The organism is Intestinibacillus sp. Marseille-P6563 (genome assembly GCF_900604335.1).
Classification (GTDB): domain Bacteria; phylum Bacillota; class Clostridia; order Oscillospirales; family Butyricicoccaceae; genus Butyricicoccus_B.
Window position 1 is genome coordinate 937,438 of sequence record NZ_UWOD01000001.1, and the last position, 16,977, is coordinate 954,414.

Here is a 16,977-nt window from a genome sequence, read left to right on the forward strand (position 1 = left end):
TTTTACGATACCGTGATCAGACGGATCTTGCCGCCTTCTTCGGGCTTTCGCTCTGCGTAGAGGGTGAAATTGCTGTAATCGGCACGAGCCTGGTTGAGCGTGATAAACTTGCGCTGGCTGGTCAGGTAGACCTGCACTTCATCCGAGATCGGATAATATCCGTCCTTGGTGCGTACGCCATCGGCGCCGTCAAAGTCCTCGACCTTGACCTGACCGACGTTCAGCAGACGGATGGACGCCAGCGACTGCCGGGCTGCATTCTTTTCCGCGCCCTTCGGGAAGCCAATCGGGCCGCCTGTCGCGCCATCCGGTCGGCTGTCCACCGTGTACGACAGCGTGACCTGCTGATTGGTCGCGTAATCGTAATGCCGCAGGGTCGCCGTAATCACTTCAGGCTCTTCATCGTTACCGCCTGTGGACGAAACTGCGCCATAGCCATAATTCCAGCCGTCACCGGTCACATCATCCAGAATCAGACCAATGATCTGGCCGGACGAATCGGTCACCGTCGAACGGATACGGCCGCGCGGAACGACATCGAACGGAATCTTGGACGGCGAGGTCTCGTACAGCGGTGCACGCGCACCGACCTGTTCCCAGATGCGCACATCGGGCGCAATCTTTTTGCCGCCCAGCGTGCCTTCCTTGACCGCCCAGTCACCCGCCGGTCGGCCGCTTATCGGCCGTTCGGTCAGGTCGAGTTTCCCGTTGCTGCTCTCGGATACGTTGACGATTCGGCCAAACAGGTTCTTGTCGTCTTCGGCCGCCAGGGTACCCTGTACGGTCGCGCCATTGAACAGCTTAATCTGGGCGCCGCCGTCAGCCAGGTCGGTAAAGACGCCGCTCATATCTGCGCGGACATCCTTGACCGGATACGCTGCCGCGACTGCTCCGCGGTCATCGAGCAGCAGGGTGATACGGTCGCCGTTTTCCAAACCGGCAAACGAAGCTGCCGCCCGCTCGGAAATCGCATATTCACGGCCCAGCAGGGTGATCTTTTCGGGATTCTTAAACGACGGGGACGCCGAGGTATAATAGCCGGTAATCTTCGCGTCGGATACGATGGCACGTCGTCCAGCCGTATCCAGACTGATGACATCATAGGGCTTGAGCTTGCTGACATCGACCGGAACGCCGTTTTTCTCAATGGTAAAGCCCTTCGGGATCGACGCTGCCTGCTTGGTGCCGTAAACGAAGGTGTTCTTGGATGCCTCCTGAGCCGATACGCGGATGAGTTCGAGCGTACCGTCCTTGCCATAGTGCAGGGTGATCTTATCGCCTGACTGGATGTCAAACCAGTTCTCGTTGAACTTGCGCACCTGGCCGCGCACATACATCAGCGCCGTGCGCTCGGGCTTGATGGGTGCGCCGCCGCCTTCGACTTCGATCTGGTCGCGCTGGACGCTGCGCACGATGTATTCTTCCTGCCGTCCGCCCTCGTCGGGCAGGATGGCCAGCACCGAACCGGGGTTGGCCTTGCTGTAATACAGCGTGCCGCGTACCCCGATGAATGAATCGTCCAGGATGCCTTCGGTGGTCTTGACCACTGGTTCATCGCCGCCGGTATAGAACCGCGCCTGATTTTGCCGCAGTTCGGAATCGGTGCGGCTGGTGGCCAGCAGGATGGCGCCTTCGCTGTCCGAGGACGAGGTCAGGTTGGCAATCAGCCGTTCGCCTTCCTTGCCTGCCTTTTGCAGCGTATGCAGTAGCATCACCGCCGCATCGCCGCGCTTGACCGGGCTGTTTGCCGTCATGGTCGATGCGCCGTCGGTCAGACCCATCGACTGCGCACGGGCAATATAATCGCCCGGCCACATGGGGCCGATGTCCTCAATCGTATAGCCCATCATAAGCAGCAGCATGGTGCAAGCCTCGCCGTAGCTGATCGTGCGGTCGGGGCCAAAGGTGCCGTCGGCATATCCATGCAGCACATTCTTTTTCTGAATGGCCGGATGCCGCACCGCGGCATTGATGTAACCAGCCGCCCAATGGGTGGTCGGCACATCGGGAAAGATCGTATAGTTTTTATACGCCGTCACATCGGTCACGCCAAAGGCGGTGACCGCCAGCTTGGCAAACTCGGCGCGCGTCAGACTGCGGCCGGGTGCAAAGGTAGTGGCGCTGTCGCCCTCCATTACGCCAAGGGTCTTGAGTACCTGCGCGGTCTGAGACAGGTTGGACGACGGAATATCCGCAAAGGCTGCGCCGCAGTTCCCCATCAGCAAAAAGGTCGCGAGCGCGCCGCTGAGAAGCCTTTTTTTCATGATAAAACCTCCTTTTATTGGGTGCGCAACGCGTCCACCGGTTGGAGTTTGGACGCCTTGTTGGCCGGATAGATGCCAAAGATAATGCCGAGCAGCGCAGAGAACAGGAACGCGCCCAAAATGAGCGGCGGGCTGGGCAGGACGGTGAAGGTCTCCACGTCCGGCATCCACATCTGTTCGCTGAGCTGTTTGGCGAGCATGAAATTGCCCATGATGGCCGAGCCGAAGCAGCCGACCACAATGCCAATCAGGCCGCCGCAGCAGGACACCGACGCGGCCTCGATCAAAAACTGCGAGATAATGTCCCGCCGTCTGGCACCGATGGCCATACGGATGCCGATTTCACGTGTGCGTTCGGTGACCGACACGAGCATGATATTCATGATGCCGATGCCGCCGACCAGGAGCGAAATCATCGCCACGCCGCCCATGAGCAGCGCATCCTGCTGGGCTGCCGCTTCTTCCTGCTCCTGAAACTGCGAAGCCGAGGAAGCATCGAACCAGCCGTTGCCGGCTTCACAGATGGGCTTCATGCGCGCATTGAGCGCATCGACGACCTTCTGGATGTCCTCCTTGGAAGCTGCCTGAATGATATACTGCTTGTCGGCATTGAAATTGACGCTCATCATACTGCTTTGCAGCGTATAGGGCATGACGAGCATCTGGTCCTCGGTGTTGAGCTTGCCTTTGAATTTGCCCTTGTACACCCCGATGACCTCAAAGCTTTTGCCGCCAATGCGGATCTTCTGTCCGATGGGGCTCATGGCGCCGAAGAAATATTTGCGGATGGTCTCACCGATCACGCATACCCGGGCCTGCGCATCGCAGTCGGCTTTGGTGATGTCCCGTCCAGCGGTGATGACGCTGTTGGTCACCTTGCTGTAATCTTCGTTGCCATAGTACATATAGGTCGTGCTTTTGTCGCTTTTCAGCTTCATGGTGCGGTACTGGACGCCTTTATTTTCCCAGTCGTGATACTGGCTTTGGGGCGACCAGCCGTTAATGTAAGGAGCCAGCTCGCCATTCATATAGTCCTCCAGATTGATCCAGTCCTGACGCTTGGCGCCCGAACCATAAACCTGGATGCGGTTGAGACCCATTGCCTCATACTGCATACGGGTCAGGGTGGCTTTACTTTGGATAGAAGCCACCAGAGTGATGACCGCTGCCACACCGATGATGATGCCGAGCATGGTCAGGAGCGACCGCACCTTATTGCTGGCGATCGATTTGAGCGCCATGCGAACGGTCTGTAACCAATTCATAGGATTGCCGCGCCTCCTTTCCCAGGCCGGTCTGAGATGATATGTCCGTCCTGGATGGTGATGATCCGCTGCGCAACTTCCGCCAATTCGTTGTCGTGCGTGATCAAAATGATGGAGGTCCCTTGCTGGTTGAGCGTCACGAGCTGCCGCATGATCTCTGCGCCCGATTTGGAATCGAGGTTGCCGGTGGGCTCGTCGGCCATGATGATCGGCGGACGGGCCGCAACCGCTCGCGCGATGGCCACGCGCTGCTGCTGGCCGCCGGACATTTCATTGGGCCGGTGGAAGATGCGTTTTTCCAGGCCTACCGCGCATAGGGCGTCGACCGCCAGCCGCCGGCGCTCGGCAGCCCCCATGCCGCGGTAGATGAGCGGCAACTCCACGTTCTCCACAGCCGTGAGTGCCGGAATGAGGTTAAAGCCCTGGAAGATGAACCCGATCTCCCGGTTGCGGATGCCGGCCAGCACCGAGGGTTTCATATCACTCACCGCATGGCCGTCCAGATAATAGGTGCCATAGGTCGGGATGTCCAGGCAGCCTAAAATGTTCATCAGAGTCGATTTGCCCGAGCCGGATTGCCCCAAAATGCACAGGAATTCGCCCCATTTGACCTGCAAACTGACACCATCCAGGGCGCGTACCTCATTTTCGCGCCCTTCGTGGTAAATCTTGCTCATCTGCCGCACATCGATGAGCAGGCCGCTTTCACACGGCGCAGGACGCGCTTTTTGTTTCTTTCTGCCAAACATCGCTCGCGCCCCCTCAGCCGACCGCCAGTCCGCCGCCCGAATTTTGCTCAAACATATCCTTGGGCCCTGCCAGGAAGATCTCGGTGCCATCTTCAATGCCGTCCACGATCTCCACATTCGTGTTATCCGAGATGCCCACCGTAACCGGCACCAGCTCAAAGCCTTCGGGGATGTCGGTCACACCTTCCGGGATGGCGATGGTGTTCTCAAACGTCTGTCCTTCGGCCGGCTTGGCAAAGACCGCTGTGCCTTCGGCTGTGTTGACCAGCGCCTGGGTGGGAATGATGATACAGTCTTCGACCTGTGCGGTGGTGATCTTATAGCTGACGTAATACCCCATGGAGACCGAAACGCCCTCGGGCAGCGGGTCGAGCACGATCACAGCCGTATAGGTCGGCATGCTGCCGTTGCCCTGGTTTTCGTTAGCCTGAAGCGAAACGCTTTCGACCGTACCGGTCAGAGCAACGTCGTTCGAGCCATCCTGCAAGGTAATGGATGCCGCCTGGCCGGGCTGGACGGCGTTGATGTCGGTCATGGAAATCTGAGCATTGACCACCAGCGACGACATATCGGCCACCACGCACGGTGCGGTGCCACCTACCAGTTCGGCATCCACCGCGGTATCCATCTTGAGCACCATGCCATCCATGGGCGATACGACGGTTGCATTGGCGATCAGCTTTTCCAGTTCGGCGATGCGTTTTTGCTTGTCGGCGATCGCCTGCTTCTGGTTGGTCAGGGTGCGTTGTGCGGTTTCCACTGCTCGACTGAGTTCATCGTTTTTCTGCTGCACGATGACTGCCCCGGCGCTAAAGCGATAGTATTCCATGCCGTTTAACCGGGTGATGGTACCGCTCTGCTTGGCGGTGACACTTTCTTCCCGACTGTATTCCAGAGTGCCCGTCTCGGCAGGCATGACCTTGCCCTTGGCCGTATCCACCTGTGCGGTGGCGACCATGCCCTTGGTCAGCACGCCCGGATTGGGAATGGAAAGAATGACACGGAACAGCCGTGTGCCATCGGCCGAGATTTTTTCCACCCGCTCGACCGCTTCCACTGTGCCACTGACTGTGGACATATTGGCCGGGATGGATACGCTGGCCGATGCGCCGCGCCGGATGTCGTCGATGTACGCATAACTGAAATACAGTGGCAGTTTCATGGTCGTGTCATCGACCAGAAGGCCCAGAGTGGTGCCGCCGGACAGTTCATCCCCGACCCGCCAGGTCTTGGGCTTTTCCTCGCCTTCGGGCGGCAGCAGCTTGCCCGTAAACGGCGCGGTCGTGGTCAGTTCGGATACACTCTTCTGCGCAGCCGTCACGCCCGAAGCGGCTTCGTCCACCGCGCGCTGGGCCTCTTGCAGATCTTTTTTGGCGTTGTCCAGTTCGGTGCGGGTTTCGGATGGGTCAATGACGAACAGCTTATCACCGGTCTTGACCGCCTGCCCCGGCTGGACAAGCACTTCGGTCACTTTGCCCTTGAGGTCCTTGCCCAGGTCAACCTGCTTGCGAGCCGCCACCGACCCGTCGCCTTCGATGTAGGTCTCCAAAAAGCCGCGCGATGCAAATGCTGTGCTTTCCACCGCTTCTTCGGGCTTTTCCTTCGTTTTTTGCACCAGGTAAACGCCGCCAGCGATCAGTCCTGCTACAATAGCCACCGTCAGACCGATCTTGACCGGTTTGGGCAGATGACGCTTGGGTTTATTCATCAGGTCCGCATACCGGTTGCGTACCAGGCCGCCTTCTTCTTCGGGCGGTGCATTGGTTTCGCTTTCCCCGGCCGCCTGCGGGGCAATATCCTTTTCCAAATCTTGATTCATGATTGGTTCCTTTCCCCACCGTCGGCCTCCACCCGTCGGCGGCTGTTTTGTCGCGTGCAGATGGCCTGCGCGCAGCATTGCGTATGGTAAATTTACTACATTCTTGCATCAAAACTGTATCTATGCCAAAGACAGAATATGAAAATTTGGTGACAGTTTCCCTTCTGCCGATTAGCGGTCCGTCGGGCCGCAAGTTTCTGCTGTTTGACATCCTTGCGCTTTGCTTTTATAATGAAATCATTCTATATTTTGTGGGGGAATTTTTTTGCAAAAAACACTGCGATATGCCTTTGTGCAGTCCCTGCCGGTGCTGTTCGGCTATCTGTTTATGGGCATTGCGTTTGGCATCCTGCTGCAAAACGCGGGGTACAATTTTATCTGGGCATTCTTCATCAGCCTGACCTGTTACGCGGGTTCGATGCAGTTTGTGCTCATCAATCTACTGACTGGCGGCGCCTCTTTGCTGCACAGCGCTTTTATGACGCTGATGATCAATTTCCGGCATGTGTTCTATGGACTCAGCCTGATTGAACGCTTTCAAAACATGGGGCGTTTGAAGCCCTATATGATCCATTCGCTGACCGATGAGACCTATTCCCTGCACTGTCTGGTCAAACCCAAGGAAGGCATGGACGGCCGCCGGCTGATGTTTTACATTGCGGTGCTCGATCACTGCTACTGGATGACCGGCTGTGTGCTGGGCGCGTTACTCGGTTCGCTCATCACCTTTGACACCACCGGCATCGATTTTGCCATGACTGCCCTGTTTGTTGTGATCTTTGTCGAGCAGTGGAAGGAATCCAAATGTCATCTGCCGGCGATCATCGGCGGTGGCTGCGCTCTGGCATCGCTGTGCATCTTTGGTGCGGACAATTTCCTGCCGCCCGCGCTGTTTGTCACCGTGGCACTGCTGCTGTACACCCGGGGACACATTGAGTCCCGTGCGTCCCAGGAGGTGTGAGCATGCCCATCCCGGTTTCGCAATCCATCGCCATCATTGCCGTGGTGGCGGTATGTACCTATCTGACGCGCGCGGCGGCGTTTCTGCTGTTTGGCGGCAAAAAGCAGGTGCCCGACGCGGTACGCTATCTGGGCCGTGTGCTGCCGCCGGCCATCATCGCCATTCTGGTGATCTATTGCCTGAAAGGCATCCAGCCGCTGACCTATCCGCATGGCGCTCCGGAACTCATCGCTGTTGCCGCCGTAGCGGCGCTGCATCTCTGGAAACGCAACAATCTGCTGTCCATCGGATTGGGCACAGTCTTTTATATGTTCCTGATTCAGGTGGTTTTTGCCTGAAGACAACAAAAAGCCCTCGCAGCTAAAAGACTGCGAGGGCTTTTTTCATTTTACCGGTTCATGGTGATGCGCTTGGTCTGCGAAGAGTTTACTGCAAAGTTGGCATCGGTATAGGTTGCATACCCGGATGCCGTGACGCTCAACGTGTATGTACCGTGCGCAATCTGGAACGTTGCCGTGCCGTCTGCGCCAGTGGTCTTGGTTTGATTGCCCAAAACAACGGTTGCGCCGCTGATGTTCGCGCCCGAACTTGCCGTTACAACAATGGTCACCTGTTCCTCAATGGCAACGCTGACATTGACATTCTGGCTGCTCGAGGTAACGCGGATATCCTTGGTGATGGTTTCAAACTGGTCACCCGAAATGGTCACAGTGTAGGTGCCCTTCTTGACAAAGAAGCTGGCAACACCCGACGAATCGGTGAGCTTTTCCTGCGCCGGGGAAGCGGCTTCCTTATCGGCATCGCTGTCGGCATTGGGTTTGATGGAAACCGACGCATTGCTGACAGCCTGCCCCAGGTCATCGGTGACATTCACGCGCACCTGATAGGTGGTCACAAAGTTGACGCGGAGCACCGGATTGACGCCTGTGGACATGTTAAACCGTAAATCCACATAGCTGCGGCCATCCTTGGCCAGTTCGGCCAACGCCGTACGGTTGATGCTGACATCACCCGACGAAGAAATGGTATACTGCCAGCCTTCGTCCAGCGTCTTGTTGTCGCTGACGACCGTGATGTTCTTCAGACTCGCGCCATCCACTGCTGTCAGCGTGACGTGCAGGTCGCCATAGTCGCTGCTCGAGGTGTTAGCATCAAAGTCCAACGTGGTCGAGGACAGCGCATTGACCGGGGTGGAATCCTTGATCGTCAGTCCGGCGGTCAGGCTGTCGCCATTGCTCATGTTGAAGGTGATTGTCGACGTGCCGGTCGAGCGCTTGGACAGATAGGAATTTAAGATGGTGACCGTGCCGGTCGAACTATTGTAGGTATAATCATCGCCCCGGGTCAAGGTGGAGCCCGAAAGCTTGATGGACGAAAGCTGGGTGCCGGAAGCTGCTGCCAAATTGAACTCCAGGTCCCCGCCGGTGTACTTATCAAATGTCGCCTGTGTGGGGGACAAAGTGCTCTTAGACGAATCGGTCACCTTCAGGGTCAGGCGACCCTTGCTGCCGTCGGTGAAGGTCAGCTCCATGGTATAGGTGCCCGCCGAAGAAATGGAATTTAAAAACGTGCGGTACACACGAAACCCATCGTCGGTACGGTTGTAATCGGTGCCTTCCGACAGGGTCTTGCCGTCCATGGTCACCTTTTCCAGCGTCTTGGGGTCGACCGACAGCTTAAAATCATAGGAATTGTCCAGTTCCTTCCCGCCGCGGTCCCACGACAGGGTTTCCGGGGTGACGGATACGGCGGTCTCTGCCTTGACCGTCTGACCATTGATGGTCGCGGTCACGCCGCTGGACAGGGTGTAAGAACCTGGTTTGATGGCCAGGTTGGCGCCATTGGCCTTGATGATTGCCGAATCGATGGTGCCGTAACCGCTGACCGTACCGCCAGCTTCCATGGTCAGGGTGTTGATCCGTCCAGAGCTGGACAGGCTGACTGCCGACGGGCTCTTCATGTCCACATTCCAAACATCGCCATCGAGCGTCAGCGTCGTGGTATTGCTGCCGCTCACCGTAATGTCACTAAAGCCGCCGGCCGATACATTCAGGTTGCTTTCGGTGAGCGATGCAGTCGACTGCACTTGCGCATTTGCAATGTTGGTGTTGCCAGTAGCTGTCACCTGTACCAGACGGTTCATCGAAGAACCGACAAAAATCACCGTAGCATCCACGTTATTCAGCGTGACATTGCCGCCCGAAATGACCAGGGCACCGTCTACGATGACATCGGACAGGGTAACGGCATCCGAACCCAGACCTTCGGTGATGTACAAATCGCCGCCGACCTCAGCGCCCGAAAGCGTGCAGCTTTCCGAGATGGTCACGTTTTCCACGTCGTTACGGAAATCGGCGCTCGTGTAGGTCTTGCCCTCGGTGCTCAGCGAGTTGCCGAGGTAGGAATACAAAATACGCGACACTTCGGCGCGGGTGACTGTGTTCTTGGGCTTAAACGTACCGTCCGGATAGCCGACGATGTAGCCCTTTTGCGACGCGTCATAGATGTATCCGGCGCTCCAGGTGCTGACCTGATTTTTGTCCGAGAAGGTCAGCTGGCTGGGCGATACCGCATCGGCTGTGGTGGTCTTGTACAGACGCCCGATGATGGTCGCCGCCTGTTCGCGGGTGACATAGCCTTCGGGGTCCATCTTGCCGTCGCCAACGCCAGCGATATAGCCGTATTTCTCGGCGATCTGCACGGTTTCATAATACCAGTCGTTCGGATTGACGTCGGTATAGGAAATATCGGCCGTTTCGGTGAAATGGAACGCCCGGTTGATATAGCGCATGAACTCGGCACGCATGACCTTTTCGTTGGGCGAATAGTCGCCCGTGGTCGCGCTCGGGTTGATGACACCTTCCTGATTGAGATAGGTAATATATTTTTCCGCCCAGTGGCCGCTGATGTCACTTGCGGCCCATGCGCCCGGCATCCCACACAAAACCAGGGAAGCCGACAGCAAAGCGGCCAGGATTCTTTTTTTCACGATCACTCACCTCTCCTTAGAATGGGTCCTAAAAGTCATTCAAAAACCAGAGAATGGTTTTTTGATATTATAGCATTTTTCCGGTTTACATACAATGTTTTTTCGGTTACGAGCGGGCATACCGGATAAATTGCCGCCCTTTTCGGCTGACGCCGCCCAGCGCTTCGATGCGCGCGCGGCCCTTGCCGCGTACGGTGATGCGGTCGCCTGCGTCCACATCGCGTCCCGGCTTGAGACAAGGCTGCTGGTTTAAAAACACCAGCCCTTTTTCGATGTACGCCTGCGCGTCGCCGCGCGAGAGCGAAAACACCAGGGCGATTACGCTGTCCAGCCGCAGCGAAGCCACCGAGCCTTCTCCCACCGTTTCGGTGACGGCCGGCACCTTTAGGTCGCTGAGCGGCTGCTGGGACAGGCTTACCCGTTTGCGGCCTGCCTGGGCAAAGTGGGTCAGCAGGAAATCGGCGACTTCCTGCATGGCCAAGATCTCGGCCCCCTGGTCGCTGACCAGGATGTCCCCCACCATTTCGCGGTTGATCTGCAGCCCCATCAGGGCGCCCAGATAATCGCGGTGGGTCAGTGTATCGGCCGGCTGCTTCTCGGCCCGCAGAAGAACAAAAGGACTGTCCTCCTTGGCCTGCTCTTCGGTCAGATAGTCGGGATAAAACAGCGCACAGGTGCGCTCGGCATCGGCATAGCCGCCCCAAAAGAGGCATTCCCGCTCGCCGCCCGCCAGGCGGACGGCCTGCTGCACGAGAGCGCGCTCCCGCATGTCGAGAAACCGGGTGTGGGTCGGATAATTGCGCGTGCGGCAGGTTTCCAGTTTGTCCAGCGCAGCGGCCAGCAGCATGCGGTCATCGCCGTTTGCAGCCAGGGCGCGCAGGATCTCATTTCTTGTCATGGAGTCCTCCTTGATTATGAAACATGGCACGGTTTCTATTGTAGCCGATGTCAAAATCGTTTACAATAGAAAAAAGAATACTACTTGGAAAGGAATCGGTTTTTTTATGGTCAAAGACGAAGTGCTCCGCGCCTTGGAAAACAGCCGCGGTCTGCGCATCTCGGGCGGACGGCTGGCGCAGGAATTGGGGGTCTCCCGGGCTGCGGTCTGGAAAGCGATCGAATCGCTGCGCGCCGAAGGGATGCAGATCGCCTCGACGCCGGGGGGTGGCTATTGCCTGCCTGCCTCGGATGACAGCCTGACTGCTCCGGGCGTATCCGCCCTGCTGCACACCCATTGTTTTGGGCATGACCTCATCGTCCTGCCTGAAACCGATTCGACCAATACGGCGATCAAACAACACTATGCTGCCACCAAAGGCGAAGGCTTTACCTTCATTGCCGAACGGCAGACCGCGGGTCGCGGCCGTCTGGGGCGTTGTTTTCATTCTTCGTCCGGGCTGGGGCTGTATACCAGTGTGCTGCTGCGGCCCAAAATGCCGCTCGAGCACCTGAACTTTTTGACCATTGCGGCTGCGGTGGCGGTGTGCCAGACCATCGAAACCTGCTGCGGGCTGTGCCCGCAGATCAAATGGGTCAATGACGTGCTGCTCGATGGCCGCAAGATCTGCGGTATCCTGACCGAAGCCTCCATTGAAGGCGAAACCGGCTGCATCGACTATGCCATTGTGGGCATTGGTGTCAACTTCCGTCTGGACCGCGAGTCCCTACCCTCCGATGTGCAGGCCGTTGCCGGCGCACTGGCCGATTTTACCGATGAGCTGCCCCGCCGCGCAGTGCTGGCGGCCGAACTACTGAATCAGCTCGAAACCCTCTACGACCACCTTTGCGCCGGCCGGACCGATGAAGTCCTTACCCCCTACCGCAAACGGCTGTCTTATCTCGATCAGCCCATCCGCGTGCTGGCCCCCGCGGGCGCTTATGATGCCATTTGCCGTGGGGTCAACGACGCCGGTAACTTATTGGTCGAGCGTCCGGACGGCACCCGCGAAACCCTGCAATCGGGCGAGATCAGCACCCGTCCACTTGTTTGACGGCAGAGCTGTCCATTTTGTTCCAAGCAAAAAGGCAAGGATGAACACATCCTTGCCTTTTTTATGGGGGTGTTGGTTATTCGTCTTCGAAATCGAAGAAATTGTCGTATTGTTCGCCCATATACCAGATATGGTTCTTGACCTTCAGGTATTCAAGCAGGCCTTCCACACCGTCTTCCCGGCCCAGGCCGCTGTTGCGGTTGCCGCCAAACGGCGTTTCGATGTTGGACTTGGTTGCGCAGTTCATCCACATCGTGCCCGCATCGACCTTTTCGGCCAGCCAGTACATCTTGCGGATGTTCTCGGTGAAGATGGATGCGCCCAGTGCAAAGCGGGTGGCATTGGCCAGTTCGACCGCTTCGTCCAGTGTCTTGTAGCGGGTCACAGCCAGCACAGGACCGAACACTTCCTCCTGGAACAGTTCCATGTCGGGCGTAACATTTTCGATGATGGTGGGCGCATAGAAGCAGCCCTTGTCATACGGCGCTTCGGTCAGCATATGGCCACCGCAGGCCAGCTTGCCGCCCGCTGCCAGTGCACGCTCGACAAAACCATGCACGGTCTTGCGGTGGTCGGCGCTGATGAGCGAACCCATCTGGGTGTCGTCATTCAGGCAGTCGCCGATCTTGATCTTCTGCACGCGGCGCACCAGTTTTTCCATAAATTCATCGTAAATCGCGTCGTTGAGCAGCAGGCGCGAGGTGGAAACACAAACTTCGCCCTGGTTCATGCAGAAGCCCAGAATCACCGAATTGAGCGCGCCGTTCATATCGCAGTCGGGCTCGACGATGATCGGGCTCTTGCCGCCTAGCTCGAGCGACAGGGGCTTAATGCGCTTGGCCTGCGAAGAAGCAGCCATCAGACGGCGGCCGACTTCTTCCGAACCGGTCAGCGCGACCATAGCGACCTCATCGCTGGCCAGCAGTTCTTCGCCGACGACACCGCCCGAACCAGATACAATGTTATATACACCAGCCGGCACGCCCGCTTCCAGGAAGACCTCGGCCAACATCTGGCTGGTCACCGGGGTCAGGGTCGCAGCCTTGCAGACCACCGTATTGCCAGCAGCCAGGGCGGCAGCAATTGAACGGGTCAGCAGATGGATGGGGAAATTCCAAGGTGCAATGCTGCCAACGACGCCGTACGGCTCATAGGTGGTGTAGTCAAACAGCGGCTGGCCGGGCACCGGGATGACCTTGCCGTTGAGCGCCTTCATGTTGTCCGCATGGAAGTGAAAGGCGCGGATGGCCAGCGGGATATCGATCGTGCGGGTCTCGCGGATGGGCTTGCCGGTGTCCATGGCTTCCCAGCGGGCAAATTCCTCCAGACGATCCTGCAAAATGTCGGCTACGCGGTGCAGGTACTGGCCGCGGGTTTCGACATCCAGCCCCGACCAGCAGCCCGAGCGGAACGCTGCATCAGCTGCGGCAATGGCCTTGCGAGTGTCTGCTGCCGAGCCATAAGCCATTTCGGCAATCGGCTCGCCCGTGCAGGGGTTATAAGTGAGGAAGGTCTTTCCGTTTTCGGCGTCGACCCATTCGTTGTTGATAAACAGCTTGAACTTTTTCATAACTCGTTTCCCTTCTGAATCTGGTATCGCCGCCCTGCCGGCGGCCCTGCTGGACGGTCAGCCGGCCGCAGTCGCGTCCCAGCCGCCGATGTTGACGTCAAACCCATACTGCTGCACCACACGGGCATGCTTTTCGGCATATTCCGCGCTGCACTCGGCCATATCGGCCAATTCGTACGGGGTATCGGATAGAATATATTTCGAGGAGCCGATCTGATGGAACGGCATGATATGTACTTTTTTAAGGCCCGCAAATCCGCTTAAATATTGCATCATCCGTTCAAATTCCGCGCCGTCGTTGACGCCAGGAATGAGCGGGATGCGGATGATGACCGTTTTGCCCATGTCGTGCAGCATTTGCAGGTTGCGCTTGATGGGCTCATTGCTCTGCGCGGTCCACTTCATGTGAACTTCTTCGGTATAGGCCTTGAAATCATACAGGAACAAATCGGTGTATTTGGCAAGGCGCATCATGGTGTTCGGCGCGCAGAATCCGCAGGTTTCCAGCGCCGTATGCACCCCCGATTCCTTGAGCCGACGCAGCAGCTCGGAGGTAAACGAAGCGTGCATGGTCGGTTCGCCGCCGCTGAGCGTCACCCCACCGCCGCTGGTGCGGTAAAATACCTGGTCGCGCATGACGGCATCGTATACCTCGTCCACCGACATGCGGCGGCCGCACAGACTTTTTGCTTCGGTATAGCAGTAATCCACGCATTTGCCGCAGCTGACACACTGGCTGCGGTCAAAATCCAGGCCTTCGGCGGTCAGCCTGCCGCACTGCTTTTCGCAGTACGGCAGGCAGCGTCCACACGCAACACACTTTTCCTGATCGTAGAGGACGACCGGTTTGGAAGCCAGATTTTCCGGGTTTTGGCACCATTTGCAGCGCAGCGGACAGCCCATCAGGAACACAACCGTGCGCAGGCCGGGGCCATCGTGGACACAGCATTTTTGAATGTTGGAAACCAACGCGGTCGCCATAGGTCTACACTCCCTGCTTTTACTTGATGACAGCGCCCTTGGAGAAACGCTGGATGATGTTTTGCTGCTGAACGGCCGACATGGCGATGAAATAGGCCGACAGGCCGCCCATACGAACCTTGAGGTTCTTATGCTTTTCGGGATGGACGACCGCATCCTTCAGTTCCTCCACGCTGGTGGTGGTGATGGTGCCGATCTGGCCGCCCAGGTCGCAGAACGACCGGATGATGCCTTCCATACGGGTCACACCCGCCTCGCCCAGGTATTCGTTCGAGTTGAGCGAGATGTCCAGCGGACAGCCGCAGAAATACCGCATCAGGTCCGGACGGGTCGCGCTCTTGATGACTGCCGTTGGGCCGTTGACATCCACACCCGGTGTCGGGGAATAGTTGGGCGCCAGGGCTTCGCCCGAGCCGCGCCCATCCGGGCTGGCGCTCAGGGTACGGCCCAGAGCCGCATAGTTTTCAAAGGTACCGATGCCGACCGGCAGTTTGATCTTATCCTGCTTAAAGCGCCAAGCCACACAGGTGTCTTCGAAGTCCTTCAGAACGCGCGCCAGGATTTCATCGGCGTAATCGTTATCGTTGCCGTACTTGGGCACCTTGTTGAGGGCCAGCAGGCGCAGTTCGCCATAGCCTTCCCAGTTGTTCTCAATGGCGTTCTTGAAGTCTTCCAGGGTAGCGACCTTGTCTTCATAGACCAGCTTTTTGATCGCGCACAGCGAGTCCACTACATTGGACAGGCCGGTGATGAGCAGCAGATGGAAGGTATACGACAAAATGTTGGCTGCCGTCATATCGCGGCCCTTTTCGATGCAGCCGTCCATCAAAGTAGACATCAGCGGGTCGGGCGCGATCATTTCGGACATGCCGAGGTTTTCCAGACGGCGGCTTACCTGCAAGTCGATCTGGCTGTCAACCTGACGGCAGTAAGCAGCATAGAAGCTTTCGAAGTCCTTCAGGTCTTCGAGTGCGCCGGTATCCACGCCTTCGGTCTGGCCGGTCATGACGGTCACACCGCGGGTGAATACCCACTCCAGGCAGCGCAGGTTCATAATGTGTGCATAGCTAAAGTAGCTCTTGCCGGGGATGAGGGTCTCCCAGCAGCCGTCGTTGGAGTAATCACGGGCATCTTCGAGCGGGACGCCGATGTCCACGAACCCCGGGATGATGGCGTCGTCGTTGTAGATGGCCGGTTCGCCTTCGCAGTGACGCAGGCACAGCGCCAGTTCACGCCACAGGCGGGCGGGCGCCTTGCTCGACACGCGCACCGACAGGGTCGGCATGAGCAGGCCCATCTCAAAGCGCAGACGCAGCAGCTTGAAGGTCACTTCGTTGGTGCCATCCTCGCCGTCACGGCGCAGGCCGCCGATGATCATATTCATCAGCCAGTCGTTGCCCGATTGGCCAAAGTTAAAGTTTGCATCGCTGTTGATGCTCTCGTTTTCCTGATAGCTCAGCGCACGGATATCATAACCGCCCGACTCATGGCCGCCCGATTCCTCGGTGCCGGTCGAGTACGACAGCGGTACGCCTTGCGAGAACAGGCCGAAGTCGTAGTGGTTCTCCCACTTCTTGGTGTCGGTGCAGATACGCTCGTTGCACTTGGCCAGGAACGAACCGAGCAGGTCGTTGGCGCGCTCGTCGGTCAGACGGCCGGCTGCCACGTCCTTTTCATAGTACGGGAAGATATGCTGATCGACACGGCCGAGCGGAACATATTCGCCGCCGCTGTTGACCAGCGCATAGGTGAACCAGTAAGCCTGCAAGGCTTCGTGCATGGTTTCGGCGGGCAGATAGGGTACGCGGCTGCACACGCGGCTGATTTCAAACAGTTCCTTGCGGCGCACCGGATCGGTCTCCTTAGCTGCATCGGCCAGCGCCTGCTGGGAATGACGCTCAGCAAACCGGCACACGCCTTCAATCGCGTACAGCATCGCGCGGTATTCGGCGATCGCCTGGGCATCCGGCTCGTCTGCGGCATACTGCTCTTCCAGCTTGGCCTGGATCTCGTCGATGATGCCGCGGAAGCCTACGTGCAGGACCTTTTCCCAGTGCGGGGGATGATGCCCCCACACCGAGTTTGCATTCATTTTATATTGTGCCGCGTTCGCCAGTTCCTCTTCGGTGGCGTAGATGGGCAGCACGGTACCGAAACCAACGCTGTTCATATTCGGGTTGCCGACGATCAGTTCATCGTCGCGGACATAGGCCGGCAGATGCTCGCCCATGTAGCGGCTGGCCAGGCCCTTGCGCACAACCAGCGGTTCGTCCCGGTTGGTATCGTCCAGGATGTTGACATCCTTAAAGTACCAGATGCCCGGATCATGATATTCTTTTTCAAACAAACGGGTCTTGATTTTTTCCAGACGCGGTGTAATCATAGTTC

The 16,977-nt window shown here is 57.8% G+C and carries 12 protein-coding genes; 3 read left to right on the plus strand and 9 right to left on the minus strand.

Going from position 1 to position 16,977, the window contains the following annotated elements; all coding sequences use genetic code 11:
• Positions 1-2: 2 nt before the first annotated feature.
• Genes EFB11_RS04935 through EFB11_RS04950 form a run of 4 tightly spaced genes read right to left on the minus strand, consistent with a single transcriptional unit; the run spans position 3 to position 6,097 of the window.
• Positions 3-2,264, minus strand: a complete 2,262-nt coding sequence (locus EFB11_RS04935; protein ID WP_122789185.1) for an S-layer homology domain-containing protein — start codon at positions 2,262-2,264, stop codon at positions 3-5.
• Between the two features lie 14 nt (positions 2,265-2,278).
• Complete coding sequence (locus EFB11_RS04940; RefSeq protein ID WP_122789186.1) at positions 2,279-3,529, minus strand: ABC transporter permease; 1,251 nt, start codon at positions 3,527-3,529, stop codon at positions 2,279-2,281.
• Positions 3,526-4,278 carry an ABC transporter ATP-binding protein gene (locus EFB11_RS04945; RefSeq protein ID WP_122789187.1) on the minus strand — a complete coding sequence of 251 codons (753 nt, stop codon included), beginning with the start codon at positions 4,276-4,278 and terminating at the stop codon, positions 3,526-3,528. Before EFB11_RS04945 ends, EFB11_RS04940 begins: the two co-directional genes overlap by 4 nt.
• Positions 4,279-4,291: 13 nt before the next feature.
• Positions 4,292-6,097, minus strand: coding sequence for an efflux RND transporter periplasmic adaptor subunit (locus EFB11_RS04950; RefSeq protein ID WP_164706607.1), 1,806 nt, complete (start codon positions 6,095-6,097; stop codon positions 4,292-4,294).
• A gap of 265 nt (positions 6,098-6,362) precedes the next feature.
• On the opposite strand from EFB11_RS04950, the gene EFB11_RS04955 reads away from it, so the two are divergent.
• Positions 6,363-7,058 (plus strand): AzlC family ABC transporter permease, encoded by a 696-nt coding sequence (locus EFB11_RS04955; RefSeq protein ID WP_122789189.1) that lies wholly within the window; start codon positions 6,363-6,365, stop codon positions 7,056-7,058.
• A gap of 2 nt (positions 7,059-7,060) precedes the next feature.
• Positions 7,061-7,396 (plus strand): branched-chain amino acid transporter permease, encoded by a 336-nt coding sequence (locus EFB11_RS04960; RefSeq protein ID WP_122789190.1) that lies wholly within the window; start codon positions 7,061-7,063, stop codon positions 7,394-7,396.
• Between the two features lie 50 nt (positions 7,397-7,446).
• Here EFB11_RS04960 and EFB11_RS04965 read toward each other — a convergent pair whose 3' ends face one another.
• Positions 7,447-10,047, minus strand: coding sequence for an S-layer homology domain-containing protein (locus EFB11_RS04965; RefSeq protein ID WP_164706608.1), 2,601 nt, complete (start codon positions 10,045-10,047; stop codon positions 7,447-7,449).
• 106 nt (positions 10,048-10,153) lie between these two features.
• Positions 10,154-10,945 carry a YlmH family RNA-binding protein gene (locus tag EFB11_RS04970; RefSeq protein ID WP_122789192.1) on the minus strand — a complete coding sequence of 264 codons (792 nt, stop codon included), beginning with the start codon at positions 10,943-10,945 and terminating at the stop codon, positions 10,154-10,156.
• A 106-nt stretch (positions 10,946-11,051) separates the two neighbouring features.
• On the opposite strand from EFB11_RS04970, the gene EFB11_RS04975 reads away from it, so the two are divergent.
• A complete protein-coding gene (locus tag EFB11_RS04975; protein ID WP_164706609.1) occupies positions 11,052-12,038 on the plus strand; it encodes a biotin--[acetyl-CoA-carboxylase] ligase in 987 nt (328 codons plus the stop codon).
• 76 nt (positions 12,039-12,114) lie between these two features.
• Here the strand turns inward: EFB11_RS04975 and EFB11_RS04980 are convergent, their stop codons facing one another.
• The 3 genes from EFB11_RS04980 to EFB11_RS04990 are packed head-to-tail and all read right to left on the minus strand — an operon-like array spanning position 12,115 to position 16,972.
• Positions 12,115-13,608 carry an aldehyde dehydrogenase family protein gene (locus EFB11_RS04980; RefSeq protein ID WP_122789193.1) on the minus strand — a complete coding sequence of 498 codons (1,494 nt, stop codon included), beginning with the start codon at positions 13,606-13,608 and terminating at the stop codon, positions 12,115-12,117.
• A 57-nt stretch (positions 13,609-13,665) separates the two neighbouring features.
• Entirely contained in the window at positions 13,666-14,589 is a 924-nt protein-coding gene (locus EFB11_RS04985) for a glycyl-radical enzyme activating protein (protein WP_122789194.1), read from the minus strand.
• Between the two features lie 19 nt (positions 14,590-14,608).
• Positions 14,609-16,972 (minus strand): pyruvate formate lyase family protein, encoded by a 2,364-nt coding sequence (locus EFB11_RS04990; protein WP_122789195.1) that lies wholly within the window; start codon positions 16,970-16,972, stop codon positions 14,609-14,611.
• Positions 16,973-16,977 lie beyond the last annotated feature (5 nt).

Coding starts and splice junctions, on each gene's coding strand:
- EFB11_RS04970 (WP_122789192.1), bottom strand. CDS start 10,945: ATGACAAGAAATGAGATCCTGCGCGCCCTGGCTGCAAACGGCGATGAC.
- EFB11_RS04950 (WP_164706607.1), bottom strand. CDS start 6,097: ATGAATCAAGATTTGGAAAAGGATATTGCCCCGCAGGCGGCCGGGGAA.
- EFB11_RS04945 (WP_122789187.1), bottom strand. CDS start 4,278: ATGTTTGGCAGAAAGAAACAAAAAGCGCGTCCTGCGCCGTGTGAAAGC.
- EFB11_RS04975 (WP_164706609.1), top strand. CDS start 11,052: ATGGTCAAAGACGAAGTGCTCCGCGCCTTGGAAAACAGCCGCGGTCTG.
- EFB11_RS04990 (WP_122789195.1), bottom strand. CDS start 16,972: ATGATTACACCGCGTCTGGAAAAAATCAAGACCCGTTTGTTTGAAAAA.
- EFB11_RS04935 (WP_122789185.1), bottom strand. CDS start 2,264: ATGAAAAAAAGGCTTCTCAGCGGCGCGCTCGCGACCTTTTTGCTGATG.
- EFB11_RS04960 (WP_122789190.1), top strand. CDS start 7,061: ATGCCCATCCCGGTTTCGCAATCCATCGCCATCATTGCCGTGGTGGCG.
- EFB11_RS04940 (WP_122789186.1), bottom strand. CDS start 3,529: ATGAATTGGTTACAGACCGTTCGCATGGCGCTCAAATCGATCGCCAGC.
- EFB11_RS04980 (WP_122789193.1), bottom strand. CDS start 13,608: ATGAAAAAGTTCAAGCTGTTTATCAACAACGAATGGGTCGACGCCGAA.
- EFB11_RS04985 (WP_122789194.1), bottom strand. CDS start 14,589: ATGGCGACCGCGTTGGTTTCCAACATTCAAAAATGCTGTGTCCACGAT.